General features: G+C 37.0%; 24 protein-coding genes and 1 pseudogene. 6 read left to right on the top strand and 19 right to left on the bottom strand.

Annotated elements, in window-relative coordinates:
* Nucleotides 1-28: 28 nt before the first annotated feature.
* The 3 genes from ACPDHL_RS01545 to ACPDHL_RS01535 form a co-directional block, all read right to left on the bottom strand.
* Nucleotides 29-964 carry a FecR family protein gene (locus ACPDHL_RS01545; protein ID WP_430531041.1) on the bottom strand — a complete coding sequence of 312 codons (936 nt, stop codon included), beginning with the start codon at nt 962-964 and terminating at the stop codon, nt 29-31.
* A 97-nt stretch (nt 965-1,061) separates the two neighbouring features.
* Nucleotides 1,062-1,604, bottom strand: a complete 543-nt coding sequence (locus tag ACPDHL_RS01540) for an RNA polymerase sigma factor (protein WP_430531040.1) — start codon at nt 1,602-1,604, stop codon at nt 1,062-1,064.
* Between the two features lie 99 nt (nt 1,605-1,703).
* On the bottom strand, nt 1,704-2,411 hold the full coding sequence (locus ACPDHL_RS01535) for a hypothetical protein (RefSeq protein WP_430531039.1): 708 nt from the start codon (nt 2,409-2,411) through the stop codon (nt 1,704-1,706).
* Between the two features lie 274 nt (nt 2,412-2,685).
* On the opposite strand from ACPDHL_RS01535, the gene ACPDHL_RS01530 reads away from it, so the two are divergent.
* The gene (locus ACPDHL_RS01530; protein ID WP_430531038.1) at nt 2,686-3,588 is read left to right on the top strand and encodes a DMT family transporter; all 903 of its coding nucleotides are present in this window, start codon (nt 2,686-2,688) and stop codon (nt 3,586-3,588) included.
* 60 nt (nt 3,589-3,648) lie between these two features.
* Here ACPDHL_RS01530 and ACPDHL_RS01525 read toward each other — a convergent pair whose 3' ends face one another.
* The 3 genes from ACPDHL_RS01525 to ACPDHL_RS01515 form a co-directional block, all read right to left on the bottom strand.
* A complete protein-coding gene (locus tag ACPDHL_RS01525; protein WP_182627099.1) occupies nt 3,649-4,197 on the bottom strand; it encodes a HugZ family protein in 549 nt (182 codons plus the stop codon).
* A 63-nt stretch (nt 4,198-4,260) separates the two neighbouring features.
* Entirely contained in the window at nt 4,261-4,461 is a 201-nt protein-coding gene (locus ACPDHL_RS01520; protein WP_430531037.1) for a helix-turn-helix transcriptional regulator, read from the bottom strand.
* The gene (locus ACPDHL_RS01515) at nt 4,451-4,855 is read right to left on the bottom strand and encodes a hypothetical protein (RefSeq protein ID WP_430531036.1); all 405 of its coding nucleotides are present in this window, start codon (nt 4,853-4,855) and stop codon (nt 4,451-4,453) included. The genes ACPDHL_RS01520 and ACPDHL_RS01515 overlap by 11 nt, the downstream gene beginning before the upstream one ends.
* A gap of 126 nt (nt 4,856-4,981) precedes the next feature.
* On the opposite strand from ACPDHL_RS01515, the gene ACPDHL_RS01510 reads away from it, so the two are divergent.
* Nucleotides 4,982-5,902, top strand: a complete 921-nt coding sequence (locus ACPDHL_RS01510; protein ID WP_430531035.1) for a hypothetical protein — start codon at nt 4,982-4,984, stop codon at nt 5,900-5,902.
* A 67-nt stretch (nt 5,903-5,969) separates the two neighbouring features.
* Here ACPDHL_RS01510 and ACPDHL_RS01505 read toward each other — a convergent pair whose 3' ends face one another.
* The 5 genes from ACPDHL_RS01505 to ACPDHL_RS01485 all read right to left on the bottom strand — a co-directional run bounded on the left by ACPDHL_RS01505 (nt 5,970) and on the right by ACPDHL_RS01485 (nt 9,821).
* On the bottom strand, nt 5,970-6,314 hold the full coding sequence (locus ACPDHL_RS01505) for a hypothetical protein (RefSeq protein WP_430531034.1): 345 nt from the start codon (nt 6,312-6,314) through the stop codon (nt 5,970-5,972).
* 46 nt (nt 6,315-6,360) lie between these two features.
* Nucleotides 6,361-6,843: a hypothetical protein gene (locus tag ACPDHL_RS01500; protein ID WP_430531033.1), complete on the bottom strand. Its 483-nt coding sequence runs from the start codon at nt 6,841-6,843 to the stop codon at nt 6,361-6,363.
* Nucleotides 6,843-7,346, bottom strand: a complete 504-nt coding sequence (locus tag ACPDHL_RS01495; protein ID WP_430531032.1) for a GNAT family N-acetyltransferase — start codon at nt 7,344-7,346, stop codon at nt 6,843-6,845. Before ACPDHL_RS01495 ends, ACPDHL_RS01500 begins: the two co-directional genes overlap by 1 nt.
* Before the next feature lie 172 nt (nt 7,347-7,518).
* Nucleotides 7,519-8,904, bottom strand: a complete 1,386-nt coding sequence (locus ACPDHL_RS01490; RefSeq protein WP_430531031.1) for a leucyl aminopeptidase family protein — start codon at nt 8,902-8,904, stop codon at nt 7,519-7,521.
* 98 nt (nt 8,905-9,002) lie between these two features.
* Entirely contained in the window at nt 9,003-9,821 is an 819-nt protein-coding gene (locus ACPDHL_RS01485; protein ID WP_430531030.1) for a hypothetical protein, read from the bottom strand.
* 124 nt (nt 9,822-9,945) lie between these two features.
* On the opposite strand from ACPDHL_RS01485, the gene gcvP reads away from it, so the two are divergent.
* Entirely contained in the window at nt 9,946-12,798 is a 2,853-nt protein-coding gene (gene gcvP / locus ACPDHL_RS01480; protein ID WP_430531029.1) for an aminomethyl-transferring glycine dehydrogenase, read from the top strand.
* A gap of 81 nt (nt 12,799-12,879) precedes the next feature.
* On the opposite strand, the gene ACPDHL_RS01475 is transcribed toward gcvP, so the two are convergent.
* The 7 genes from ACPDHL_RS01475 to ACPDHL_RS01445 all read right to left on the bottom strand — a co-directional run bounded on the left by ACPDHL_RS01475 (nt 12,880) and on the right by ACPDHL_RS01445 (nt 19,908).
* Entirely contained in the window at nt 12,880-14,811 is a 1,932-nt protein-coding gene (locus ACPDHL_RS01475) for a TonB-dependent receptor plug domain-containing protein (protein WP_430531028.1), read from the bottom strand.
* Nucleotides 14,795-15,856, bottom strand: a complete 1,062-nt coding sequence (locus tag ACPDHL_RS01470; protein WP_430531027.1) for a hypothetical protein — start codon at nt 15,854-15,856, stop codon at nt 14,795-14,797. Before ACPDHL_RS01470 ends, ACPDHL_RS01475 begins: the two co-directional genes overlap by 17 nt.
* Complete coding sequence (locus ACPDHL_RS01465; RefSeq protein ID WP_430531026.1) at nt 15,853-16,719, bottom strand: SagB family peptide dehydrogenase; 867 nt, start codon at nt 16,717-16,719, stop codon at nt 15,853-15,855. Before ACPDHL_RS01465 ends, ACPDHL_RS01470 begins: the two co-directional genes overlap by 4 nt.
* 10 nt (nt 16,720-16,729) lie before the next feature.
* Entirely contained in the window at nt 16,730-17,554 is an 825-nt protein-coding gene (locus ACPDHL_RS01460) for a hypothetical protein (protein ID WP_430531025.1), read from the bottom strand.
* 14 nt (nt 17,555-17,568) lie between these two features.
* Entirely contained in the window at nt 17,569-18,849 is a 1,281-nt protein-coding gene (locus ACPDHL_RS01455) for a YcaO-like family protein (protein WP_430531024.1), read from the bottom strand.
* Nucleotides 18,846-19,724 (bottom strand): hypothetical protein, encoded by an 879-nt coding sequence (locus tag ACPDHL_RS01450; protein WP_430531023.1) that lies wholly within the window; start codon nt 19,722-19,724, stop codon nt 18,846-18,848. The genes ACPDHL_RS01455 and ACPDHL_RS01450 overlap by 4 nt, the downstream gene beginning before the upstream one ends.
* Before the next feature lie 61 nt (nt 19,725-19,785).
* A complete protein-coding gene (locus ACPDHL_RS01445; RefSeq protein WP_430531022.1) occupies nt 19,786-19,908 on the bottom strand; it encodes a hypothetical protein in 123 nt (40 codons plus the stop codon).
* 1,209 nt (nt 19,909-21,117) lie between these two features.
* Between ACPDHL_RS01445 and ACPDHL_RS01440 the strand changes: the two are divergent.
* The 3 genes and pseudogenes from ACPDHL_RS01440 to ACPDHL_RS01430 all read left to right on the top strand — a co-directional run bounded on the left by ACPDHL_RS01440 (nt 21,118) and on the right by ACPDHL_RS01430 (nt 24,364).
* Nucleotides 21,118-22,040 (top strand): annotated as a pseudogene (locus ACPDHL_RS01440) (helix-turn-helix domain-containing protein).
* Between the two features lie 94 nt (nt 22,041-22,134).
* Nucleotides 22,135-23,331 (top strand): MFS transporter, encoded by a 1,197-nt coding sequence (locus ACPDHL_RS01435; protein WP_430531021.1) that lies wholly within the window; start codon nt 22,135-22,137, stop codon nt 23,329-23,331.
* Nucleotides 23,332-23,452: 121 nt separating this feature from the next.
* Complete coding sequence (locus tag ACPDHL_RS01430) at nt 23,453-24,364, top strand: DMT family transporter (protein ID WP_430531020.1); 912 nt, start codon at nt 23,453-23,455, stop codon at nt 24,362-24,364.
* On the opposite strand, the gene ACPDHL_RS01425 is transcribed toward ACPDHL_RS01430, so the two are convergent.
* Complete coding sequence (locus tag ACPDHL_RS01425; RefSeq protein WP_430531019.1) at nt 24,361-25,830, bottom strand: lipopolysaccharide biosynthesis protein; 1,470 nt, start codon at nt 25,828-25,830, stop codon at nt 24,361-24,363. The genes ACPDHL_RS01430 and ACPDHL_RS01425 overlap by 4 nt on opposite strands.
* Nucleotides 25,831-25,871 lie beyond the last annotated feature (41 nt).

The raw sequence follows: 25,871 nt of genomic DNA, 5'->3' as shown, positions 1-25,871 counted from the left end.
TCCATTGGGTTTGTTTTAGGGTTATACATTAATCATCTAGGTATAGCTTGTATTGGGTTTCAGATACTTTGGTATATTGAAGATTATACAGAAAATGGATTCCTTGTAGTACTTCTTCTATATCAGTACCTTTAAAATCACCACTAATTGTATAATTGGAATGGGCTTGAGAAGTTGGTTCCCAAACAATAGTTTTGTTAAATCGTCTATTGAGTACTTGAATCACTTCAGCTATCGAAGTAGTATCGAATTGAATTCGCCCCGTAATCCATTGGTTAGCATCGTGTAGATCTACTCCTTCTTTAGAGAGTTTCTGGGTCGTTTTATCCCATTTTGCTTGTTCGTTTTGTGCCAGAATCACTTCTTCATTTGTCATGGATTTCACCCTGACTCTTCCTTCATGTACACTAACTACTGTTGTTTCCAGATCAAAATCACGAATATTGAATATAGTCCCTAAAACTGTAGTTGATAAATTGGAACTGTGTACGATAAAGGGTTTTTGGGCATCTGAACGCACGTTGAAATACGCTTCTCCTTTCAAAATGACTTCTCGAGAGGAAGAAGTAAACTGGGCAGGATATTGTAACGTACTGTTGGAGTTTAGATAAACTAAGGTTGAATCACTCAGGTAAAACATAAGCTGTTCGCCTTTTTTAGCCTGTTGGACGATTTGTTTGACCTCCGTATTCATCGACATAAAAAAGTAGAGCACAGCTATAGCCAAGAGACTAGCGGCAATAGATCCATATTTCATAAAAGAAGAACGAAAAAAAGAAGGAGCTATTTTCGCGTGGATTTTGCGATGTAGTCGCACATAGAGTTGACGATTTGACTTCACCTCTTCAGCAGTGACTCCTCCCTTTTGCATCGCATTAAAAAATTGATTGACCACAGCTTCTTCCGTTGAGGAAGCTGTTCCTTGGTGGTATTTCAATAAAAGGGCTTTGAATTTTTTATACATTATAGTCTTGTGATCTTATACTATAATGAAGTACTGCAAATTCACCTTTCCCCTACGTTAAACAGCATACTTAACGATTAGATAAACTACAAAACATTTAGGTCATACTAAACAGGAATAAGAACAGGATAGCTTCTGGAATGTCTGCTATATAGGAAGTAGATTCTTTTAATAGTTTTAGGGCTTTGTTGATTTGATTTTCTACGGTACTCTCTGTAATACCCAGATTTTGAGCAATATCCTTATAGGTACGTTGCTCATAAAAGCGCATTTTAAAAATCAACAGACAGCGATCGGGCAAAACGGCAGTTGCTGTTTTCTCAATTTCATCCAACAACAACGTCTTAATATCCTCATAGTGGAGGTCTTCTAAATCGGGTACTAAGCCGACAATTTTCTCTACTTGAACCGAATCAAAACGCCGATTGTATAACGCTTTGGCGCATTGATTACGAGTGGCCTGAAACAGATAGGCTCGTGGATGTTCTACGACTACTTGTCGGTTCCAAAAATCGATAAAAACTTCTTGTACAATATCTTCCGCAATCGCTTTATCGCGTACTACATTATAGGCAAAACTGTATAATTCAGCCCAGTGTTTTTGAAAGATTTGATCAAAATCATTGGCATGGCTTACCATTTGTATACAAATTAAAGATTTACTGCAAACAAATGTAGGGGTAAAGCATGCGTTGAATTTTAATTCACTGTTAAGCTTTTCTGTTATATGCTAACGGATCTACTCGTAGTATTCATAGGTAAAGAATGTTTTACTAAGTAACTGTTGGTTCTCATCATAAACCGATTTCTCCACAATATTGCCCTGAGCATCAAAAATAGTATTTCGAAAAGTCAATATTAGGGTGTCACCATAGGGTAGTAGTGTCTTTTGTTCCAACTTGATTTCATATCCTTGCGCATCGTATTGGTGAAGGGATTTCGTTTCGAGCTGCACTTCATCAGTATCCGTATTGGAAATGAGTAAATGAATCGCTGAAACTCGATTTTGATTGGAAAAAGACAAACGCATACTCCCCTTATTTTCTGGTTTGTTAAAATAGGTATAGGTAAATTCACACGTATTCGCCTTGGGCCATTGTTGTACAATGTCAGTTGCCTTGGTTCCATCTGCATTTAGGCTCATCACATGACGTTGATTATCCTGATATTCAAAATATTGAAGTTCCCCTAGTTTGGTATAATTTGTTGGCCTAGCTTCTCCCTCTTCTTGTGTTCCCAGATACACCCATTTATAGGTAAGAAATCCCCTTTCATCGAAAGAAAGCACTTCTTTTTTTGCTTCATTGCCATCCTGAGGCTGATCAATACTCGTTAGTACCTTCACTCTACCTCTCAAGTTTTCCATTTGCCAATCTGTTAAGCGTTGGGCAGAGGCTATTTGAGAATAGCCCAAAAAGATGAAGACTATAGCAATCGTTTGTTTCATTTTTAATGACAATTATTTTTAAACTATGGGGCTAAAGCAGTAAAAATACATCTTTTACAAAATATAATACGCAAAAGAAACTGATTATTCTATTATCCGATTCGGATGATATTCAGACATAAAATAAGGAGTTGATTTTTATCTGAATAAAAAACCACACAGTTGAACAGGCAAATACGTTCCTTATTACGATGTTGGCAATAATGTTCTTTCGCTATCGCTTGCCAAGGAGAAGCTGTATCTTTGCGCGAAATTTTTAATACATAAACTTAAAATGAAAAACCTAAAAGGAATTTTGTTCGCCTTAATTTCCTCGGGTACCTTTGGATTGGTTCCGCTATTTTCGCTACCACTCCTTGTACCGAGCTTGCGACCAGAAGGAGTGGCGGCTATCGGCATACCGACCATTCTATTTTATCGATTTTTATTTTCATCTGCTACGATGGGAGCTGTTTGTCTCTACAAAAAAACTAGTTTAAAAGTTTCTATTAAAGATTTAGCCGTCGTCTGTTTCTTGGCTTTATTATATGCCGCTACCGCCAAGTTTCTCGTCGATTCTTATGAATACATCGCCAGTGGATTAGCAACCACAGTCCATTTTTTATACCCCCTATTTGTCAGTATCATTATGATTGTTTTCTTCAAGGAGAAAAAATCAATGGTCTTGCTTATTGCTTCCCTACTTTCCCTTTTGGGCGTTGGGATGATGTGTTGGCACGGAGAGGCTTCTCCTGCTTTATTCCATGGATTGATTTTGTCTGCGTTGACTATCTTCACCTATGGACTTTATATTGTAGGCTTAAATAAATCGAGAATTTCCAATATGAACTTCGACTCTTTGACCTTCTATGTCTTGTTGATGGGTTGTTTGATCTTCCTTTTTTACGCCTTACTCACCACGGGCATTGATCCGATTACCTTGCGAGCGGATTGGGTGAATTTAATTCTCTTGGGATTCTTTGCCACGTTTATCTCTGACCTGTGCTTGGTCTTAGCTGTAAAACACGCGGGATCAACGATCACCTCCATCTTGGGGTCTATGGAACCCGTTGTTGCTGTACTAGTGGGAACGCTGTTCTTTGGGGAGTTCTTCAATTGGATGTCCGCATTAGGACTTTTCTTTGTACTGCTCTCCGTCACCCTAGTGATCGTCTTTAGCAAACAAAACGCTACTTAAAATAAAAAAGGTCTTTAGTTCATCCTAAAGACCTTTTTCTATTTCAACAAGAAAGGTATATTATTTCTTTACATCCACATTGTGTTGCCCGTGAGCCCCGTGTCTGTGTTCTATTACTTGTAAATTCTCATCTACAAAATAAGCACTTCCGAATCCATTTACATACGATCCTTTGATTGGTTTTAGATTGAACATGATAAAGTCTTCTAAGTTTCCTAAAACTTCAATTACTTTTCCGTGTCTCTCTCTTAAATCAACCATCGCTTGGTCGTATAACGGATTTTCTTTCGCGATTAATTCCGCTTCCGTTTCAATTGTTAAACGGTGTCTTGCGTATAATTGTTTAGATGAACTCTCATCTTCCACAAACATAAAAGATACTTTTTTGCGATCTCTTAAGTTCTTTGTGTGCTTAGCCATGAAAGATACCAAAACTTGAAACTCATTCCCAACTCTTGAATACGGAGCTGTACTTACTAGTGGTGAACCATCTTCGTTAATAGAAGCAATCATCACTGATTTGCACTCGTTAATTAGTTCTTCAACTTTAGGCGCTTTAGGCTTTACTTTATGCTGATCGAAGTTTGGATTAAGTGTATCTGTACTCATTGTAATTGTATTTATATTGTCGGGCTAAGATACGAAATTATTTAAACTAAATAAGAATAATAATCAATCCGTTTCTTCTAAAATAAACAACTGTTCAACACTTACTTTTAGTGTTTGAGCCAACTTTAAGGCCAATATTGTAGAAGGAACATAGCGATTCGACTCAATCGAATGAATAGTTTGCCTAGATACTTGAATTGCATCGGCTAACTCTTGTTGTGTTAAATAGCAACGTACACGTTCCTCCTTTACCTTATTCTTCATCTAAACTTCGTTTCAATTTTCGGTATTGCATTTCGAAAATCAAATTAATAAAAATCATTCCTTCCAAGATTCGTCCTGCATCTCCTTTGTCCTTTATTCCCTCTGGATCAACAATATCCCAGATCGCAGTAACAAATATACCTATAATCATAAAAAGGATCCCCCCAGCCATGCCCTTTAATCGCATCTCCACAAACATCTCATCGTCAATTTTGCGTCGCGTGAAAAAATAGATAAACAAACTTAAATTAAACAAGTTAAATGATATCGACTTGGCCTGAACGCGATACTCCCCTAAAAGATCTTGTAAAGTAAAGCTCAATACAATAGACAACAGGATAAGACCTAAAGCAATCCATCTACAATAACGGGGAAATAAAGGAAATTGTTTCATTATTTTTAGTTTTTAGTTGTCACAAATGTAAAGTAAGCTTTACAAAAATGCAAAGTAAACTTTACATTTTATTATTTTTTAACCAACAAACTACTTCTTATATTTGCTTAATTTTAACATTAAAACATGAAACACTTCTACTCATTACTAGCGATAGTTATTCTACTTAACATTTCTTGCACCAATTCTGATAATGATTCTAGTACAGACCACAACTACGTCAAAAAAATAACCATCACTTCCTACTACGATAAGGATAAATTGCGCGAGGATGAATTCTTTTATGAAGCGACTCAAGAATTTAAGTACAATCAGGCCAACTACCCTATTGAAATTAATCATTCGATGACCTATAGAGATATATACACCTTTGATGAGCAAAATCAAAAGTTTCCAAATGAAATACTAGGATTAAGTGTTCTAAAAAAATATACATACAAAAAAGGCACCCATCAAATGCTCGAAGAGAAAACAATACAGGAAGGAAAGACCAGTCAACTGTTATTCACCTATACGGATAAAGACCAAATAGGTACGATCAAAGAAGAGGATAAAGAAACTCAGTTTGGCTACAACGAGCAAGGTCAATTAGAGACAATCTCAACGACCTACAGCAACCAACATAGTGATAAAAATTCAGTTCAAAAATTACGATTTGACGACAATAACAATTTAATACAGCTGATTTATTATACCTCAAATAATCAAGAATCTACCACTTATATTTTCGAATATAGTACGTTGAAAAGCGTTTACAAAAATGATCCTATTAACTATACCTTACTGGATGAATATGAAGATATTAATACCCTTCAGGTATATGGATATACAGGTTTAGAAAGACGTTACTATCCAAACTTTTTAGATCATATTGAATTTGTATACAAAGGCTATCATTTAGTCAATAAAATACACAAAAATTACGGACAAAATCATTCAGAAACATATACCTATGAAGTAACGAATTGGGATAAGAAGTACGATTATATTAAAATGGGGTCAAGAGGCTTTTCTCAATTTTACTACCAAAGTGAGGTAATAAAATAACAAAAAAGGTTTGTGCATGCACAAACCTTTTTTGTTTCAATTAAATGACTATTTATATTACTACACCCTACTTTGTTATAAAGTAATACGAATCCTCAAAATACATATTCTTTTGGATATAGGCATAACCTGCTTTTTTATCGATAATCCAATTGAATCGATGGATGAGATCTGCGCCCATATAGCTGGTGGCTTGATTTTTTATTTCACCTGTAAACACCTGAACGGGGACGGTTTCAAAGCGAATACCTCCTACCGTTATTGCGGGTATTTCACAAACTAAACTCCTCAGTTTTTGACCCGCTGAATACAGCATTGTTTTTTCCTCTAACTGCGGTAATACTTCTGCTAATTGGTAGGTATCGGCTAGGTGGTTATTAAACAAAAGAGCCCCTGAAAACCCAGACTGCAACAATACTTGTGTTTGTATTTCTTTTGCTCCCACTTGACTAACAACCTCAACAAATAGCTGTACCCTTTCGCTCTATTAAAGGCAAGCGTATAAACCCTGTGGTATCTGGAAGTGAGTTGTACAGTTCAAACTGAGACTGATCGTAATTGATCTTGACGATGTGATCGCCAAATAGCTGGGTTCCAATCTTCCCTTCTGCGCCATGTCCAGTATATTCCTTATCCCAAATCCAAATGGGTTCTACGACAGTTTGACCAACTTGAATGCGATTGCCTTTGCTCAATCCTTCTGGGAAATCAGTCGTATCAAACACCACAGATTCCACTGCATGCGTTCGATTAGGCGCTAATGAAGCTTCACGCATAGACAGCTGAACCATGAGATTAACAGTATCGCTTTTATTGATGATTCCCTCCACTACCATATTGTAATGTCCATTCATTTTAAATGGGATAATTTCCTGTGCTTGACCTGTTGTATAGTACAACAAACCTATCACAACAAACCAAAGTGATGAAAGGCGCATCATTACAACGTCAATTGGTAGATATAATCGTCCATCACATAACCTCCACCAATATCAAACGTCTTGGATTCAATACATTGAAAATTATTTCGTTCATAAAAAGCAATGGCTTTAGCATTGTGTTTATTTACCGTTAAATAGACCGCTTTCGCCTTATTTTCTCGGGCAAAACCAATCACGTGTTGTAACATCAATTTGCCCAATCCTCTTTGTTGCTGGTCAGTATCCAAATAAATTTTTGATAAAAATACGCGGCTATCTTCCATTACTTTATAATCGACATAGCCCAAGACTTCTCCCTCAACGACAAACAACTCCCAACGATACCCCTCTTGGATTTCATTGGTTATGCGTTCATTGCTATACATCATTGGCAACATATACTCAATTTGAGCAGGATCTAATAAAGGCCCATAGGTTTTAGTCCAAATTTTCTCCGCTAAAGGACGAATATAATGCATATTCTCTGGGGTAACAGCTTGGAATTCGATCGTTATATTTTCCATATTTTTTTTGTTCTTTGTTCTTTGCTCTTTGCTCTTTGTTCTTTGATTTTTGTTAGATTGTTTTTATTTAGAAAAATTTCTCATCTCCATTTTCTCATCTCCAATCTCCAATCTCCAAAAAAAAAGCAGTAAACATAACATTTACTGCTTTTCTATCGTAAATATAAAAAAACTACGCTTTATAATTGGTTAAGAAATCAACTAAAGTACGGATTCCACTTCCTGTTCCTCCGTTTCCTTTGTAATCTCTTGGGGCATCCATCCAAGCTGGGCCTGCGATGTCAATATGTACGTATGGTGCTTTAGCAAAGTGCTCTAAGAATTTACCTGCCGTAATAGTTCCAGCAAAACGTCCACCGATATTTTTCATATCTGCCACACTTGATTTCAACAAATCTTTATAGTCATCCCAGAATGGCAATTGCGCCAAGCGCTCGTGTACTTTATATCCTGAAGCGACAATGGCTTGCATTGTTTTTTCGTCATTCCCCATGATACAAGAAGCGATATCTCCAGCTACTACTAAAGCAGCTCCTGTTAGGGTTGCAGCATCAATAATTACTTCTGGTTCATATTGCGTGGCATAGGCAATTGCATCTCCTAGGATCATACGTCCTTCTGCATCCGTATTCAATACTTCTACTGTTGTTCCATCATACATGGTAATCACATCACCAGGGGCATAAGCATCTCCACCTGGGCGGTTATCTGTTGCAGGAATTAATCCAATCACGTGTACGTTGACTTGGTTTAAAGCCGCAGCATAGATTGTTCCAGCCATACAAGCTGCTCCTCCCATATCACTCTTCATGGAGTCCATCGATCCTGCTGTTGGTTTTAAACTCAATCCTCCTGTATCGTAAACCACACCTTTACCTACTAAAACAATTGGTTTTTTATTGATTGGATTGGCAGGCTTATACTCCATAATTGTGAAGGTCGGCTGTTCAATAGACCCTTTATTAACGGCTAATAAACCTCCCATTCTCAAGGCTTCAATCTCATTTTTACCCAATACTTTTACTGAGAATTTTGCTTCATTCCCCAATACCTCAATCTCTTTTGCTAATTGAGTAGCAGTCAAGAAACTAACAGGTTCATTAACCATGGTACGCGCCCAATAAACCGCCTTAATTGTGTGATTTAAGTCACTGATTTGTTTTGCGTCAAAATTTCCTTTTACTTCAATTGTTTCTAAGGCATATTTCATTGACTCTACCTCTTTGAAGTATTTCAAAAATTGGTAATTCGAAAGTGCAAGACCTTCTGTTAGGGCCAAAGTTGATTCTCCATTTCCAACAACGATTAGGTTGTCCGCTTTCTTATCTAATTGTTTGCGGATATTGAATCCTGCCAAACGCATTTTTTCTAAATTGGTATTCTCTTTTACAAAGAAGAAATATTGATTTCCAATTTTTGCAAAATCTTCTTCTTTTTCTCCTGCTTCAAATGCTTTTACGAAGTCACTTAAAAGAGCGGGAACTTCAACAGTATTATCATTTCCTAAAACGAAAACTACATTTCCGTTTGATTTAACGTCATTTACAAGTTGTATCATCTTTGTTGTTTTTATTGGTACAAATATACATTTTTTTAGACACAGCTAAAAATCTAAGTCGAAAAGATTCGCCTTTGTTTTTCCTTTATTTAACTAGATTATCCTTCCATTAACACCAAGATCCACCAATAAATAGGGACACTTTCGACCCAAAACAAGCTAAAATAAGAGCTGCGTTTTGGGGAGGCTAGTTGGATAAAGAGCAGGGTAATACACACAATAATCAAATTGTTCCACGCTTGTATGGGTTGAAAGCCTACTTTAAAAAACTCAATCACAAAAAAGGGAATCGTCAACCCTGCCAATAAAAGCTTGGTTTTCTGTGTCCCTAGTAACTGAGGAATTGTCTTTAAATATTTTTCATCATACTGTAAATCAACAATTTCAAATATACCGATCAGGATGAGTACCAAGAGAAAACGCTGTAAAAACTTAATCCATATATCGAGTGAGAGTTCCACATTTGCATTGAGAATGGGAATAATTAGCGTCACGGTAGCCCAACACAAACAAACGATATAGACCTTTAATCCCGATAAATTTCGAAGATTGGGAATGCGTTTCGAGATGGGAACGGCGTAGAGAACCGCCAAAACAAGTAGAGAAAGAGTTACCCCTTGTGCTAAGGGATTCAAAAAGAAAAAACAAACGATACCTACGAGCAAGGCGAAGATACTCAATCCCAAGATCGCTTTCATCTTTCGCGATAAATGATGTCGATGTGCGACTACAAAATCGGCGTACTTTATAAAATTATAAGAAAACAACGTTCCTGAAAAGGCTAATAGTGAAACGGTCCAATCGAAGGGTAATCGACAGAAATAGAAGGTCATTTGAACCAAGGCAAACACGGCGAAAGAAACGTGTACACTCGCTTTGAGATAAAAATCAAATACTTTTTTAAGGGCTTTTCCCATCCTTATTTTTTTAACCAAAAAGGGCTGAATAATTCGATTAGCAAAATTACTAGGAATATACTCAATTTATGTCAGATTTATGGTTATTTTTGTGTGCTTATACACAACTTATTATTTTGCCCAAATGAAAACAAATGCATTTGCTTTAAGACACATTGGCCCTCGTGCTGAGGACGTGGCACAAATGTTCAAAACTGTAAAAGTTGACAACATTGAACAATTAATCGATGAAACTTTTCCAACTTCAATTCGCTTAAAACAAGATTTAGATCTTGCTCCTGCCATGACGGAATATGAGTATTTATCTTATATCCAGAACTTAGGAAACAAAAACAAAATCTTTCGTTCGTTTATTGGATTAGGATATAACGAAGCGGTTTGCCCTGCTCCTATTATTCGCAACGTATTTGAAAACGCTGGTTGGTATACGGCTTATACCCCTTACCAAGCAGAAATTGCACAAGGTCGTTTAGAGGCTTTATTAAACTTCCAAACTACGGTAATCGAATTAGCAGGAATGGAAATTGCAAATGCTTCTCTTTTAGATGAAGGTACTGCAGCAGCTGAGGCGATGATGTTATTATACGATGTTCGTACAAGAGATCAAAAGAAAAACAACGCATTAAAATTCTTCGTTTCTGAAGAAATTTTACCTCAAACCCTTTCTGTTTTACAAACGCGTTCGGTTCCATTCGAAATTGAATTAGTAGTGGGTGACCACCAAACGTTCGATTTCTCAGAAGATTTCTTTGGAGCAATCTTACAATACCCAGGAAAATACGGTCAAGTATACGATTATGCTGACTTTATCAATACAGCAAAATCAAAAGATATTAAAGTAGCGGTAGCTGCAGATATCTTGTCGTTAGTAACGTTAACTTCTCCAGGAGAAATGGGCGCTGATGTAGTAGTAGGAACAACACAACGCTTTGGTATTCCATTAGGTTTTGGAGGTCCTCACGCTGGTTTCTTTGCAACAAAAGAAGAATACAAACGCAGTATGCCAGGTCGTATCATCGGTGTTTCTAAAGATGCGGATGGAAACAGAGCTTTGCGTATGGCTTTACAAACACGTGAACAACACATCAAACGCGAAAAAGCAACATCTAACATCTGTACAGCTCAAGTATTATTGGCTGTTATGGCGAGTTTCTACGCAGTGTACCACGGACCAAACGGATTGCGTTTTATCGCAAATCAAGTTCATGCAAAAGCAAATACAGTAGCTGAAAGCTTAGCAAAATTAGGTATCGAACAAACCAATACAGCTTACTTCGATACTATCGTTGTAAAAGCAGACGTGGCGAAAGTTAGACCTATTGCCGAAGCAAATCAAATAAACTTCTTCTATATCGACGCGAACACGATTTCTATTTCATTAAACGAAACAGCAAACGTAAACGATATCAATACCATCATTGCGATCTTCGCTCAAGCAACAGGAAAAGAAGCATTCACTGTAACAGCTTTAAACGAAGAAGCAATCAATTACCCAGCAAAATTAAAACGTACCTCTAAATTCTTAGAGCATGACGTATTCAATAGCTACCACTCTGAAACAGAGTTAATGCGTTACATCAAACGTTTAGAGCGTAAGGATTTAGCGTTAAACCAATCGATGATTTCTTTAGGATCTTGTACAATGAAATTGAACGCGGCTGCAGAAATGCTTCCGTTGAGCAACGGTCAATGGAACAACATCCACCCATTTGCTCCACTAGATCAAGCACAAGGGTATATTGAAATGTTGAAAGACCTAGAGCACAAATTAAATATCATTACGGGATTTGCTGGAACAACGTTACAGCCTAACTCAGGAGCTCAAGGGGAATACGCTGGATTAATGGCTATTCGCGCTTACCACCACTCAAAAGGTGATTTCCAACGTACAATCGCTTTGATTCCAGCTTCTGCACACGGGACAAACCCAGCTTCTGCAGCAATGGCGGGAATGAAAGTTGTCGTTACAAAAACGACTCCAGAAGGAAATATCGACGTGGCTGACTTGAGAGAAAAAGCAGAATTACACAAAGACAACCTTTCTTGTTTAATGGTGACTTATCCTTCTACACACGGAGTATACGAATCAGCAATCATGGAAATTACCCAAATTATCCACGATAATGGCGGACAAGTGTACATGGATGGAGCAAATATGAATGCACAAGTTGGCTTCACAAACCCTGCTTCTATTGGCGCTGACGTATGTCACTTAAACTTACACAAAACATTTGCTATTCCTCACGGAGGTGGTGGACCTGGAGTTGGACCAATCTGTGTGGCTGAGCACTTAGTTCAATTCTTGCCTTCTAACCCACTTGTTAAAGTAGGTGGTGAAAATGCGATTACTTCTATTTCATCTGCACCTTATGGTTCTGCCTTAGTTTGTTTGATCTCTTACGGTTACATCTCTATGTTGGGAACAGAAGGATTGAAAAAAGTAACGCAAACAGCAATCCTTAACGCGAACTATATGAAAGCTAGATTAGAAGAACACTACGCTATTTTATATACAGGTGAAAAAGGACGTGCTGCACACGAAATGATTGTTGACGTACGTGAATTCAAAGAAAAAGGAATTGAAGTAACGGATATCGCTAAACGCTTAATCGATTACGGTTTCCACGCACCAACAGTTTCTTTCCCTGTAGCGGGTACATTAATGATCGAGCCTACAGAAAGTGAAAGCTTAGCTGAAATTGACCGTTTCTGTGATGCAATGATTGCTATCCGTCAAGAAATTGAAAATGCTACAATTGAAAATCCAGTGAACGAATTAAAGAATGCACCTCATACATTAGCTTTATTAACGGCTGACAATTGGGATTTACCGTACTCAAGACAAAGAGCGGCTTATCCATTAGACTATGTAGCTCAAAATAAATTCTGGCCTACAGTACGTCGTATTGACGATGCGTATGGAGATAGAAACTTAGTTTGTTCTTGTGCTCCAATTGAAGCATACCTTGAAAATTAATACGCTGTATTTTTTTATATCAAAAACGCCATCGATTTCGATGGCGTTTTTTTTTCGCTCCGAAGAGCCTTGTAAGCAACCTTAAATTTTAAATTGTAATCCGATATACACCACGCGCCTTTGAAATTTTTGAAAAAACACATGGCTGTAATCTTCGGTATAATAAGGTGATTTATCATTTTTTCGATTCAGCAAATTTGAAATCGTACAATAGGCAATTAGGTAGTGTCTCCCCATCGGAAAAAGCTTGTTTACCGTCAAATCAAGACGAAAATACGAATTGAACTTCTCCTTATTATAGGCCGTCACTACAGGAATAAACACCTTTTCTTGTGCGTCAAACACACTGCTATTGAATTGCGTATAGTGCTCCCCTGGATGAGTCGTACAGACCAGCGATGCCGTGACTAGCTTCGGATTGGCATAGGTCACCTGTGCTTTGGTAAAATACATCCAATCCTTAGTTGTTGTCGCATTCACCTCATCCGTTTGATATAACAGCGTATTGGCTAAAAAGAGGGACACATACCGATTAAACTGTTGAGTGAATGAGCCTTCAATACCAATCTTCTGCTGCTCCGTCTCTTGTTCCATAACCGATAACTGAAACTGTCCGCTGTCTTTTTTTATATAAACAGCTCCTGTTAAGGCGGTCTTTCCTCGTTCGTAATAGTAGTCAAGAGCGAGTTGCTTACTGTTGATTAAATGCATTTGATGATCATAATAATTAGGTGTTGCATAGCTATGATAACTTCCCAAACCCAAAATAAACCGATGAAACGCATTAATCTTATAAAAAGTAGAAAACTGATAGCTAAAAAAATCAAACTTTTTTTCGTGGGTTACTACACTTTTTCTCATTCCTACGGAAACGCCTAACTGATTCGTAAATTTATACTCCGTGTATCCATACAATTCCACAGCAGTAAACGAAACAGTTTCTTGTAAACGTTGTGTAGGATGATGCTCCTCCAAAGCATAATAATGTAAAGGTCTAACCTCATCATATGCATAATGACGCAGATTGACATCAACCCCATATTGAATATTCCATCCCGTATTAATTCTGTATTTATGCGAAAAAGCAAAAAACAACTGGGTGCTTTTTCCTTTAGCATCAATCGTTTTAAACCGATAAGATGTCTGACTCCAATCTACTAGACTCACCACTCTAAACAATGACTTCACTGCACTATACTCAAACGTATTCACGCTAAACGCTCTTTTTTGATCTGCTTCTGAATTAGAGCGATACGACAATTGATACTTCAACGCATTATAGCGTTCATCAATAGCATACGTATAACTATTCCATGTGATTCTCGGTGTTACATTGATGCGAAAATTCAACCCGCCGTCCATCGATTGAAAAGCGTTTAAATCTGTTAAACTCCTTTTGTTAACCGCTTTAAGTCCCTCGTCAAATTGAAAATTGCCATACAGTTGAAAAAAATCTTGCTTCTTTACTTTTTTATTCACCTGTAGACCTAAGGAAGATAGTGCACTGACTATTTGATAACTATCTCGTTCGAGTTCTTTTGTCGTTTCAATAGCCACAATACCTGCACTTGAATTCCCATAGGTCAACGGAGGATTACTCGCATACACATATTGATTGTCGATCATTTCTGCATTAAATAAAGAGAAATTACCAAACCCATTTTCCTGTGTATTTCGAACGGGATTTGCAATTGGTACCCCATTGAGATACACCCTCGACTGATCCGCTCGACCTCCACGCAACACAGGATTCGCACTTTCAGTAGTACTCGTTGAAAAGGGCAACAAGGCAATTGCTTTCAAAGGATCACCACTAGAAGCAGGATTAAAATACACCTCCATCTTGTTGAGCTGAATACTCGCATACTTCTCTGCAATCGGATTTTTATTGACAATGACAATTTCATGAAGCGCCTGTGGCAAGGTATCAACTGAGACCTCTTGTGCAGAACAAAACATCGAGATACAACACAACCAGAAAAAGGTTATGGTCTGTTTAGATAGCCAATACATAATACATCAAAAAGAATAAAGGCAAGGCAAAAAACAACCAAGCACCAGCGATTGACAGACAACTCAATACAAAAAACAAACTATAACCAACTGATGTTACTGTAGTTTTTTCTCTAAACAAAGACCAGAATACGCTAGCTGATTTTTGGAATAATTGATCTGTATGCAAGCAATCACTAAGAAAAAAATAACCATCTGTTTGTGGTAAGAAGACGTTCAAATTAAACAGCGATCGAATAAATATTGAGATCAACATCGAGTAGCCGATAAAGACCAACACAGGTGAATCGTCCTTCATTAATGCAATTGCGCCAATGATACCTATCGAAAACAGAACATCAAACACCAATCCCCCACTGTAAACGAACAACCGATGTGATCTTTGGCTCACCCGACTAATAGCTAGTTTATTGTAAAAAACCGGAAGGATAAACAACAGTAATCCGAAACCAAAAATAGAACCTTTTCCTTTATAGCGTTTATAAAAATAGTAGTGTCCCAACTCGTGTATTCCAATACTAATCAACGCTCCCAAATAAATAAACAACAACAGCTGGCTAAAGGGATAAGGAACCATATAAAGAGTTTTCTTATACTGTTCTGCAAATGAAAAGGGCTTTAACAGTAACACGAGTGAAACAGCAACAACCATCCCGACTAAAGCAAACAACACCACTTGTTGCACCTTTTTATGTTCTCCAATTCGCTCTAAACGCGTATGCGTAAGATCAACCGTAAAAACTTCTAAGATCGCCTTTTTCCGCTTAAACTGTAAGGCAAACACCTGACTTTTAGCACCCCAATCGAGATCTACCAACAGCTTTTTTTGCCTAGCCATCCCCAACAATGCATCCAATTGTTCCTCAGTTATTTTCAGCTGATCACTAAAGAACTCAATCACAAGTTGCTTATTTAAGACTTGACTATAAAACGCAATAATATCAAATTCAAGTTTGGATAATTTGATCCAATGAATTTCATTTTTAATTTGAAGATAAAGACTTTCTCCTTGCTCTTCCATGCTCGTGATTTCATTTAGTTTCATCCTTCTTCCCCTATTTTATTTCCTATCGCCATACACAAAAAAGGTTGATGCAATCCATTTTTCAACTCGAGTAACTGTTGCATTTGATTACTCAAAAAACCGCCAAAAGCGCAACATCCAATATCCAAAGCGGCCCCTGCCAAATAAGCAGCATGAACAAACTCACCAAGTTCAATCAAGGATAAAACAACACCAAAATCCTTGTACTTAAAAGAATGCTTATTCAAAATAGAAGAAAAAACCAAAAAAGCATCTGTGTGATCAAAGTCAATGGAAACCGTTGAAGATTGCATGATTGACTGATAGAATGCTGCTTTTTTTTCTTCCGTATCAAACGCTTGAATTAATTCCAATTTAAAATCAATCACATTATAGCGGTAGACCCCTAAGGGCAATTCTTCTATTCGATGATTAACTAAGTGTATTTCTGTGGGATACAACCCTCCCCCTGAAGCAATATTTCGGCTGTAACGCGTGATTTCTGTCTCTTTAAACACAACCGTTTCACAACCTGTCATCGTATAAAAAAGTTGTAAAAAACTACTAATATCTTGAAAGGACAAGGGCATTTCAGAAAAATTCCGCGTGCTTTTCCGTTTTTTATTCAGCTGATCCAAACTCAAAAATGCAGGAGAAGGATCACGTGTATATAAAAGAGGAAAACTCGAACAAAACCCCACATCATAATAAGAATCGCATATTTTTTTTTGCAAGCTAGGATTGTTGTTGACATAAGCAATCAACGCAAACTTATCTAACGTTTCGATATCATAGGGTTTAAACTTGACCTGTTCGAGAAAATCCAAAGTAAATTCACTCAAGCGATGCTCAGCTAACAGGTTTAAAATATCTTCATGTGTCATACTGTTAAAATTAAGAGGGATGATTTTTTTGTAACTGCTGCAAGTCTCTAGTACGACCTTCTTTTTCATAAAAGCGAACCAAGAGTTGATACAATAGTTCTCGTCCCCAAGAAGGAGTAAAATCACTCGATTCCAAGCTATCTGGACAAGTCAGTCCTTTTAAGGCATAATCCTCTACTTTTTCCATACCGCCAAACATTTTAGGCGTATGATAATTATGGGAAGCTAAAATATAATACGCACGTAAATTGGACTTATTCAAGACCAAGGCCTTCTGTCCGTATTCGATCACAGCTGCAGAAACTCTACTCAACTTCAATATATTGACATACTGAATCGAAAAAGACGTACACATAGCTAATAAAGCATAATACTCCGAATTTTCGTACGACTGCGTCTGAAGTATAGCTAATGATGCATCAATCGCTTTTTCGGCTTCGGCTTCTTTATGCGCTATCGTTTGATAAAAAACTGCCTCATAATAGTATAAATACGCTTTCCAATACTGCTGATAAAATCCTGTAAGTTCTAAATCAATCTGCTTCAATTGTGCTGCAACGGGTTGTATATCTTTAGCTTCAAATAGATTTCTCACAACGGCATCCACTTTTACTTGATAGGCAGATGCTTGTACTTCCTCTTTATTTTTATCTACAAAAGAAGTTGAATACCACTCAGGTGGCTCTCTTTCATCTTCCGTTATTTTTTTCTCTATTTTTTCTTCTATTTTCTTCGTTATTTCTCCATCTAGAGGAGTGATCCCAGCCCCACACAGAGGAGAATAAAACAGTCCCATAGACAAGAGGCTTACTAGTGTGATTGTATATTGTTTCATAATAGATATATATATTAAGGGAATGGATGCGGAAAATCAGTAAATAAATCTTCATTCGGGTCAAATAATCCGAGATAAGGATAATTGAAATCTCCAGTCAATAGATTAAGTTGGGGCATGATCACTTTGATAACTTCAAAACCTAGCTGGAGGGTATCCACCGTACTTAATCGCGTCACATAAACATCTTGGATTCCCTTTCGCACAAGCTCTTTCGATGTAAGATTAAGCAGGTGATGATCGTGTTGTTCTTGCCAAGTTGTCGAATAATCTTCTTCTCCAAGTACACTCGTTAAAATGGGAACATAATGAGCTAATTCGGGATAAAGATTGTACAATGCATAATGCTTCTTAAATGAGTCTATTTCCGAAAAATCAAAAGCACCTATTTTTTCCCTCGACAAGGTTGAGCGGAATCGTTCACAGGCAAACTCCGTATACTCAATTCCTTGATAAGCTTCTATTGCTGCTTTGATTAGAGCTTCTCTTTTATTCAATCGAGAAGCAGCACCAACACTTTGATAAATTTTACCTCTTTTTTTAAATAAGATAAACACGACAAACGTCGGACAAAACGCATAATCACTAATATCATAGGTCACAATTTTAACTCGTTTATTGTCAAATAAATGTCGAATATTGGTATCAGTTTTGAACTGATATAAAATAAAATTTGGACTGTATTTTTTGTATTTGATTTGACGTTGAAAATACCAAAACTTAGCAAATGCATCACGTTCAATACACTCCAACAATCCACCTTCAACAGCCGTAGTAATTGAGGTATGACACGCTGTTCCCGTTGAAGTATTCTTGTGATAAAGTCCATCACCTTGTACATTTTCGACGTTAACCATAAAAAAAGGCAACAGTATTTTTTCATGGGTGATATAATTTTCACTCTGAATCCAATGTGTGGTACACGTACTCGTTAAACGCTTTAATGCAAATTGGGGATCATTATATTGTTCGCCAGAAAAATAAGCAATCCGATTCGGAGGATAACAACTGTATTTGTCCGCTAACTCCGCATAACTCCCCTTAATCAACGTATCTTTTGTTTGAAAACTAGAAGCATAGCGTTCTACATATTCGCCTAATGCCGCTATACAAGCTTGGTCCTTATCAAAAGCAATTCCCCCACCAAGGATAGAAGTCCGATTGTTGTTTACCACAAACAAATGATCCGAAAAATACACGCTTTCATGTAAAGAAGCAGGCAAATACAAATTGCGAGCCACTTGTAGTTTGGGTTTATTCAAAAAACCCAACTCTCCGTGTAATGCGCGAATCATAAGGGATTGTATATCGTTACGTTACTGCAAATCGAACAAGAAGGCGATTTTAACACCTGAAAAAACTGATTGTTGTATCGGTTAAAGTCAATAAAAGTAGCCTTATTGTATAGCGTTTTAGTATTGCGAAACAATATTTTATTTAACTCATTGTAAACAAATGAGGCATACAAAGAAAACGAGCCGATATCAAACACGGATACTACATATTCTTGCATCCTATCTTTCTCCCAAATGTGTTCCATAATCAACTGGGGATTGCAGGTATTGAAAAGTTTTCTCGTTTCCACACAAGTCAAGCAAACCGTATCTTTTGCACTGTTCATCAAAGGACCCAATAAAATTCCATTCTCATAGAACTCCACAAATAAAAAATCCGATGATTGTGTTGCTTGAAAAGCACTTATTTTTGCAACGTTAGATGCATTGTAAAAATAAGGACCAATCAAAAGCGTTAAAGCGACATCTTCTTTGGTCTTTTTAAATTCAGGACACAGTGGATCTGATAAATTATAGACAGTAGACACGCGTATCGATTCAGGTAAGCCTTTGCAAAATGCAGAAATCTGCTGTAAGTCATGGCCAAATTCGCCAATAATATCAATAAAATAGGTTTCTTGTTTTGTCGTGTGAGGTGCTAGAAGTTTATTTTCAACCAACCAGGAAAACAGTTCCTCTTTTTTATCTTGCTGTAAAAAGGTAGGACATTGATCCAATACCAAAGCGTCCATTGTTTTTTGCTCTTGAATTGAACGCAAAACAGCAATTAAATCTGAAGCTTGTTGTCCCTTTATTTTTTTAATCGTCGAAGAGTCTGAAAGCAATATATACTCCTCAGGATCTAACTGAATAATTTTCCATTTCGTTGTGTTCATAATAACGTGAGTTAAAAGCTAGCAATACTTTGCCGATAGACAAGTATCGCTAGCAATAAGGTTAACAACAACAGCAACAGCTGCAACAAGCGTAAACATCTGTTGCTTCGGTAGGAACAGAGGTGGCTAAAGATGAAACTTCTTTCGTTTCAATGGTTTCAATGGTAATTTGTAATTCTTTCATTTTCATTAAAATTAAGTTGAATAAAAACAAGTCAAGTTTTGAGACATTACTTGGGGACCTCGGTCTATTTCTTGATCAAGAAAGTATAGAGCTAAGCCTTCGCGAGGGGCTACTATCACAACATAAGATAGTCCGTCAACTTCAAATAGTAAGTAGTAAATAGTAAGTAGTAAGTAGTAAACAATAAGGAGATCACGCGATAAAAACCGCAATCATTGGGAGAATAGCACTAGGATATACTACGTACCGAAGCAACGACATTAGCTTTGCTATTTAGTAAACTATAGAATTTAAATTTGTCTTGCGGCATTGAACTATTGCTATTTTTTAAAAGGTAAAAAATGGGAGGATTATGCGTTTACCATAGCAATAGAATAAAAGTAAATAAAAAAAATTACTTGCAAAAAAAGAAAAGTAATAAATAGGTGATATTTTAACTAAAAAGAGTTTTATTAATTGATTTGTATAAGTTTTTTTTATCAACACCTAAAACGTCACCCATTCGATTCATTGCGAAAGCAATACTTGCGAATAAGAAAGTAAATACCGCTAAAGATCAACAAAGCGTAACATATCCAATCGGTATGATCGTATCCAAAAAAATCAAATAGGTTTAATATAAGGGCTATTGTAGACATCAGCACCAAACCTTTAACTAATTTATCCATTTTTAAAAATTTGAAATTAATTACTCCTTTACCAGAAAAAAAACGAGGAACACAACTTTGTTCATTCTTTGCGTCCAATTCATTAAGAAATTCTCATTATATACTTACTTATACCCTAGCAAAAAACATTCCACTTTTACCTTATTCAACGAATACCTTATTCCTGTTTTTAATTTTTCAAAAAAATATAATCAAATACTACGATTTTTTAACGCATATGAAACAAAAAAAATACATATATAATCACAAAAACAGATAATTTATAAAAACTATTTCATTACAAACAAAATACACACTTGGTTAAAAAAAAGTTCTTAATTTCGTTATATTCCAAAATTTCAACACCTTATCCAACAGTACCAGTACCCTACCTTGTTTCCCTTTCCTCCATTTGCTTCACTTGTCCTTGCCTTTTTTGGATTCTTCCCCCATCAACACCGCACTCCATTTTTTTAAAAACATTCGACCAATTCCTTTCAAGACAACTGTTTTATTTATTTGATTTTTATAATTTTACATTTCTTTTCGATACAACAATTTTATGAGTAAGGATTTAGAAACAATTGCCGATTATTACAAAGAGAGAACCTCTAACTCACTTTCACAACACTATGCTTTTAACATTAGAGAGTACAAAACGGGAACTTCACATTTTAACATCAACATGCGAAAATACTGTAGTTTTACCACCCCTTACAATCGACGCGATTTTTATAAAGTAGGCTTAATTATCGGAAAAGGAACCTTGCACTATGGTGCACATGCAATTAACATTGATCGACCAGCGCTCTTTCTGCCATGCCCTACCACACCGTATTCTTGGACGTGTATTGAAAAAAAACAAGAAGGTTTTTTCTGCTTGTTTAACTACGAGTTCTTCACTGAAAACCGCAACTTAGAATCGTTTAAAAAAACATCTTTATTCAAAGAATGGGGAAAACCTCTAATTTTTTTATCTCCTGATGAATTAGCCCTTGCTCACACCTATTTTCAGCAAATGTACACCATGGCACAATCTGATTATCCGTTGAAATACGAGGTCATCCGAAACTTACTAGCCTTACTTCTACATCAAGCCCTCCAGCTAAAAGTAGAAGATATTGCCCTAGAAGATCAAAATGCCTCCATGCGTCTATTTCGTTTGTTTGACCAATTGTTAAATAAGCAATTCCCCTCGATTCTCCTGCCTATCCACTTGTTTTACGTCGCCCTATTGACTATGCAAACAAGCTCAATGTACACGTCAACCACTTGAACTCATCAATCAAATCAGCAACAGGAAAAACAACCTCCCAACACTTAATCGATCGCCTTTTGTTGGAAGCCAAAAACCTGCTGAGCAATACCGATTGGGACATTGCACAAGTTGGATACACCCTTGGATTTGATCAACCCTCACATTTTACACACTTTTTTAAAAAACACGTGCAAATGACCCCTTTTCAATTTAGAAATCATTTTTAAAATTCTTTGAATAATACAAGTATACCTTTGCCTTTTTTAAGGTAATAAAACGCCTGTTCTTTTACTTTTGTAGCCGTAAAACAACAATTCACTTATGCTTAGAGAAGCTACAAACCAAAGAAAAAAGCTAGCAACAATATTAGCTTTTAGTTCAATTCCCCTATCTGGATTTGTAACAGACATCTATTTGCCTTCTTTTCCATCCATGGCCAGTGATTTGGCTATTACGGAAAAGGAGGTTCAACTGACCCTCACTTGTTATCTGCTGAGCTATGGAATTTCCCAGCTTTTTGTCGGAAGTATTTTAGACAGCATTGGCCGTTATAGACCACGTTTAATTGCCCTATTATTTATTGCGCTATCGAGTACACTCATTGCCTTTACAAATGATATCTTCCTAATTTGCACCTTGCGTGTCATTCAGGGAATCGCAATCTCCATTCTTGTGGTAGCGACCCGCGCCATTTTTATGGATATATACGAAGAACAACAACGCGTACACTACCTCAGTTACTTTACAGTCGTTTGGTCCTGTGGTCCTATTCTAGCTCCTTTTTTAGGTGGTTATCTCGATGCTCTTTTTTCTTGGCATGCGAATTTTTATTTCCTTTCTATTTATGCCCTCGTTCTGTTTGTACTGGATATACTTATCAGTGGTGAAAGTATTGCTGAGAAAAAGAAATTCAACCTGAGTCAAACCCTTCAAGTGTACAAAACCATGCTAAGTAATCAAAATTTCATCATGGGGATTTTCATCTTGGGACTAAGCTATTCCATCGTGATGATTTTCAATATTGCTGGTCCATTTTTAATTGAAAATACCTTCAATCAAAACTCCATCGTTATTGGCTACTGTACTTTATTATTGGGATTTTCATGGATGTTAGGTGGGATCATTGGCAAAAAACGCATGCACCTTTCTTTTCAACAACGCACAACACGTCCAATCTATATGCAATTAGCCTTGGTGCTCGCCTTGTTAGGAGTAAGCTATTACATCGAAAATTTATACCTGTTAATGGTTGGGCTCTTCTTTATTCACATTTGTTCGGGCACCTTATTCAACAATTTTTTTACAACAACAATGCTGTCTTTTCCCAATAATTCAGGAACAGCTGGAGGGTTAATGGGAGGATTAACTTATGTGATTACCTCCCTTACGAGTTTCGTTATTTCATCCTCAGGAGCGATCAATACGCAATTTCAACTAACAACACGCTATACTGCTATGGTACTGTGCTTGTTACTCTTGATTTTTTATGTCGTTCACCTCAATAAAAAAACACGCTAGTCTAAGGGGAAAAAAGAAGTCATTTTCCGGCGAAATATGTACCTTTGCCGCCGCTTAGCCCTACAGTAATTTACCTAGCGCTAGACGGTTTTTATTATTTTAACAATCTGTATTGCCTATTATGGGACTAAACAACAAGTTTCTAGGTTTTTCTGCAGCTATTTTTGCAGCTGCCCTTTGGGGTGTTTCAGGAGCATTTGCTCAGTTCTTATTCAATGAGAAAAATTTCAACGCCGAATGGTTAGTTACTGTTCGTCTATTAATTTCCGGAAGCATTATGCTGAGCTTGGGAATTGTAAAAGGCGACAAAGATGTTTGGCACCTCTGGAAAAATAAAAAATACGCCGTACAGTTGGTTGTATTCAGTTTCTTGGGCATGCTGTTAGTTCAATATTCTTATTTTATCACCATATTTCACTCTAATGCTGCTACTGCAACGGTATTACAGTATATTGGTCCCGTATTCATTGCGATTTACTTGGCACTTCGACTGAGAAAATGGCCCAAACCCATTGAAATACTAGCCATTGGGTTGGCTATGCTAGGGACGTTTTTACTCGTTACGCATGGCGATATCAACAGTCTAACCATCACCCCTACAGCATTAGTCTGGGGAATTATTTCTGCTATTGCCTTAGCGGCTTATACGATTTTACCTGTACACTTGCTAAAAGAATACAGCCCGATTGTTATTATTGGATGGAGTATGTTAATTGCAGGAATAGGTATGGCTTTGGTCTATCCTCCTACTCATTTTCCTGGAATCTGGGATATAGAGACCTTTTGGGCCGTAGCTTTCATCATTTTATTTGGTACGCTAATTTCCTTCTATATTTTCTTAGATGCCATCAATAATATTGGCCCACAGCGCGCTAGTCTACTCGCATGTGCTGAGCCGTTATCTGCTACCTTAATTGCCGTTTTTTACTTTGGGGTTCAGTTTGAATGGTTGGATTGGCTGGGAAGCAGCTGTATTATTTTTACCATCCTTTTATTGACAAAAATCAAGAAAAAGGAAATTCCCGAAAATTAAGACCAATAGCGTTTTACTAGCGTGAGCAAACGCTGTTGAAGCAAGAACAACCATGTCGTTTTAAAAATTAGTATTCCACCACAAAAAAGGATAAACCCAACGCGTACCACTAGGGTTAGCAAATAATTTGTTCCTATTTCAGGCAGGAAAAAACCTACGCCTAACATCAGAAGCATACATCCAAATAATTTACCATACTGCAAGTCGAAAGGCCACAACCTCATCTTGGTATAAATAAAGATCATCTTGCCTAAGTTAAACAACGTCAAGCTGATCAGAGAAGCCAAACCAACGCCAAAAATACCGTACGATGTTTGCGTTAAAAACCAAAGGTTCATCCCAACGTTGAGTACCATTAAAAAGAGAATTGCAATCAGATTAAAGCGGTAGTATTTGGAATAAGATATAATTTCAGAATTAAATCCCGTTGCCATATTGAGCACGCCATTTATTCCTAATAAATAGATGATGGGAATGGAAGGGGCTAGCTTGTCGTAGGTAGGCAGTAACCGAAACAAAGGTTCAATCCCTACAGCCACACAAGAAAACAAGAGCATGCCGACAAAAAACATTACACGCGCCACTTCTTTGTACTTTTCATCCAATTTTTTGAGTTGCACCTGTTTAATTAAATCCGAGATGACTGGTGCATACAAAGCAAAAACACCAGTAGCGGGAATAGCAAGTGTAGAAGCGAGTGTAACACCAATATTATACGTACCATTGGCTTCATACGATATAAAGTAAGGAATCATCAACGAATCCACCCGAAAGGCAAAAAAAGATCCAAAACTACCTGCAAAAGCAAATAAACTGTACGCATAATACTGCTTCTTCTTTACCTGATTAAACAAGTCTCCGTAGTCTTTGTGTATGCGATAAGGATATAGCTTATAAATATATGCTCCTATTACAACAGTAATTACCCCATAACTCACGATGTACCACACTAATCCTTGATCGATAGACATTGAGGTGTAAATAGCCAGTATAAAAATGGTGGGCAGTGCCAGTTTGGGAATGATTTTTTCGAAAAACGTCGGAAAGGAAATTTTTTGCAGATTCGTTGCTTGTCTTCGAAATAGCTCAATATACGCCATAGCAATCGCCAAGGGAAACGCAAATGCAACGTATTTAAAGGATGAGTCACGATAAAAAAAGCGAATAAAAAACAGCGAAATTCCCACCCAACACGCTAATTTACCAAGAGATATTAAGCTATAGCTGAATAGTTTTTGCTGCAATTTCTCAGCTAATTGGGGGTAAAAATTAATCAAAGCATGGGTACTCCCCAACACGATAATGGGATACATAATCTGGGCACATGCATCAACAAATCGAATAATTCCCAGCAACTCTTTGTCTTGCGGATAGATTAAAACCGTTGAAACAACGCCAATCAATACCCCTACATAATTAATTAGCGTAAATAAAAAAGCTTGCTTGGTCGAAATACCATTCCCCATTACACGTGTTTCTTTGATTCGTTTATACAAATATACTGGCT

The sequence above is a fragment of the Myroides sp. C15-4 genome (genome assembly GCF_050522745.1).
GTDB lineage: Bacteria > Bacteroidota > Bacteroidia > Flavobacteriales > Flavobacteriaceae > Flavobacterium.
The sequence above is the reverse complement of the archived record's forward strand: the minus strand, read 5'-3'. Positions and strand labels throughout refer to the sequence as shown.

Bases quoted from the DNA above. Each gene is read 5' to 3' on its own strand.
- ACPDHL_RS01545 (WP_430531041.1), bottom strand. From the start codon at position 964: ATGTATAAAAAATTCAAAGCCCTTTTATTGAAATACCACCAAGGAACA.
- ACPDHL_RS01540 (WP_430531040.1), bottom strand. From the start codon at position 1,604: ATGGTAAGCCATGCCAATGATTTTGATCAAATCTTTCAAAAACACTGG.
- ACPDHL_RS01535 (WP_430531039.1), bottom strand. From the start codon at position 2,411: ATGAAACAAACGATTGCTATAGTCTTCATCTTTTTGGGCTATTCTCAA.
- ACPDHL_RS01530 (WP_430531038.1), top strand. From the start codon at position 2,686: ATGAAAAACCTAAAAGGAATTTTGTTCGCCTTAATTTCCTCGGGTACC.
- ACPDHL_RS01525 (WP_182627099.1), bottom strand. From the start codon at position 4,197: ATGAGTACAGATACACTTAATCCAAACTTCGATCAGCATAAAGTAAAG.
- ACPDHL_RS01520 (WP_430531037.1), bottom strand. From the start codon at position 4,461: ATGAAGAATAAGGTAAAGGAGGAACGTGTACGTTGCTATTTAACACAA.
- ACPDHL_RS01515 (WP_430531036.1), bottom strand. From the start codon at position 4,855: ATGAAACAATTTCCTTTATTTCCCCGTTATTGTAGATGGATTGCTTTA.
- ACPDHL_RS01510 (WP_430531035.1), top strand. From the start codon at position 4,982: ATGAAACACTTCTACTCATTACTAGCGATAGTTATTCTACTTAACATT.
- ACPDHL_RS01500 (WP_430531033.1), bottom strand. From the start codon at position 6,843: ATGATGCGCCTTTCATCACTTTGGTTTGTTGTGATAGGTTTGTTGTAC.
- ACPDHL_RS01495 (WP_430531032.1), bottom strand. From the start codon at position 7,346: ATGGAAAATATAACGATCGAATTCCAAGCTGTTACCCCAGAGAATATG.
- ACPDHL_RS01490 (WP_430531031.1), bottom strand. From the start codon at position 8,904: ATGATACAACTTGTAAATGACGTTAAATCAAACGGAAATGTAGTTTTC.
- ACPDHL_RS01485 (WP_430531030.1), bottom strand. From the start codon at position 9,821: ATGGGAAAAGCCCTTAAAAAAGTATTTGATTTTTATCTCAAAGCGAGT.
- gcvP (WP_430531029.1), top strand. From the start codon at position 9,946: ATGAAAACAAATGCATTTGCTTTAAGACACATTGGCCCTCGTGCTGAG.
- ACPDHL_RS01475 (WP_430531028.1), bottom strand. From the start codon at position 14,811: ATGTATTGGCTATCTAAACAGACCATAACCTTTTTCTGGTTGTGTTGT.
- ACPDHL_RS01470 (WP_430531027.1), bottom strand. From the start codon at position 15,856: ATGAAACTAAATGAAATCACGAGCATGGAAGAGCAAGGAGAAAGTCTT.
- ACPDHL_RS01465 (WP_430531026.1), bottom strand. From the start codon at position 16,719: ATGACACATGAAGATATTTTAAACCTGTTAGCTGAGCATCGCTTGAGT.
- ACPDHL_RS01460 (WP_430531025.1), bottom strand. From the start codon at position 17,554: ATGAAACAATATACAATCACACTAGTAAGCCTCTTGTCTATGGGACTG.
- ACPDHL_RS01455 (WP_430531024.1), bottom strand. From the start codon at position 18,849: ATGATTCGCGCATTACACGGAGAGTTGGGTTTTTTGAATAAACCCAAA.
- ACPDHL_RS01450 (WP_430531023.1), bottom strand. From the start codon at position 19,724: ATGAACACAACGAAATGGAAAATTATTCAGTTAGATCCTGAGGAGTAT.
- ACPDHL_RS01445 (WP_430531022.1), bottom strand. From the start codon at position 19,908: ATGAAAGAATTACAAATTACCATTGAAACCATTGAAACGAAAGAAGTT.
- ACPDHL_RS01435 (WP_430531021.1), top strand. From the start codon at position 22,135: ATGCTTAGAGAAGCTACAAACCAAAGAAAAAAGCTAGCAACAATATTA.
- ACPDHL_RS01430 (WP_430531020.1), top strand. From the start codon at position 23,453: ATGGGACTAAACAACAAGTTTCTAGGTTTTTCTGCAGCTATTTTTGCA.
- ACPDHL_RS01425 (WP_430531019.1), bottom strand. From the start codon at position 25,830: ATGGGGAATGGTATTTCGACCAAGCAAGCTTTTTTATTTACGCTAATT.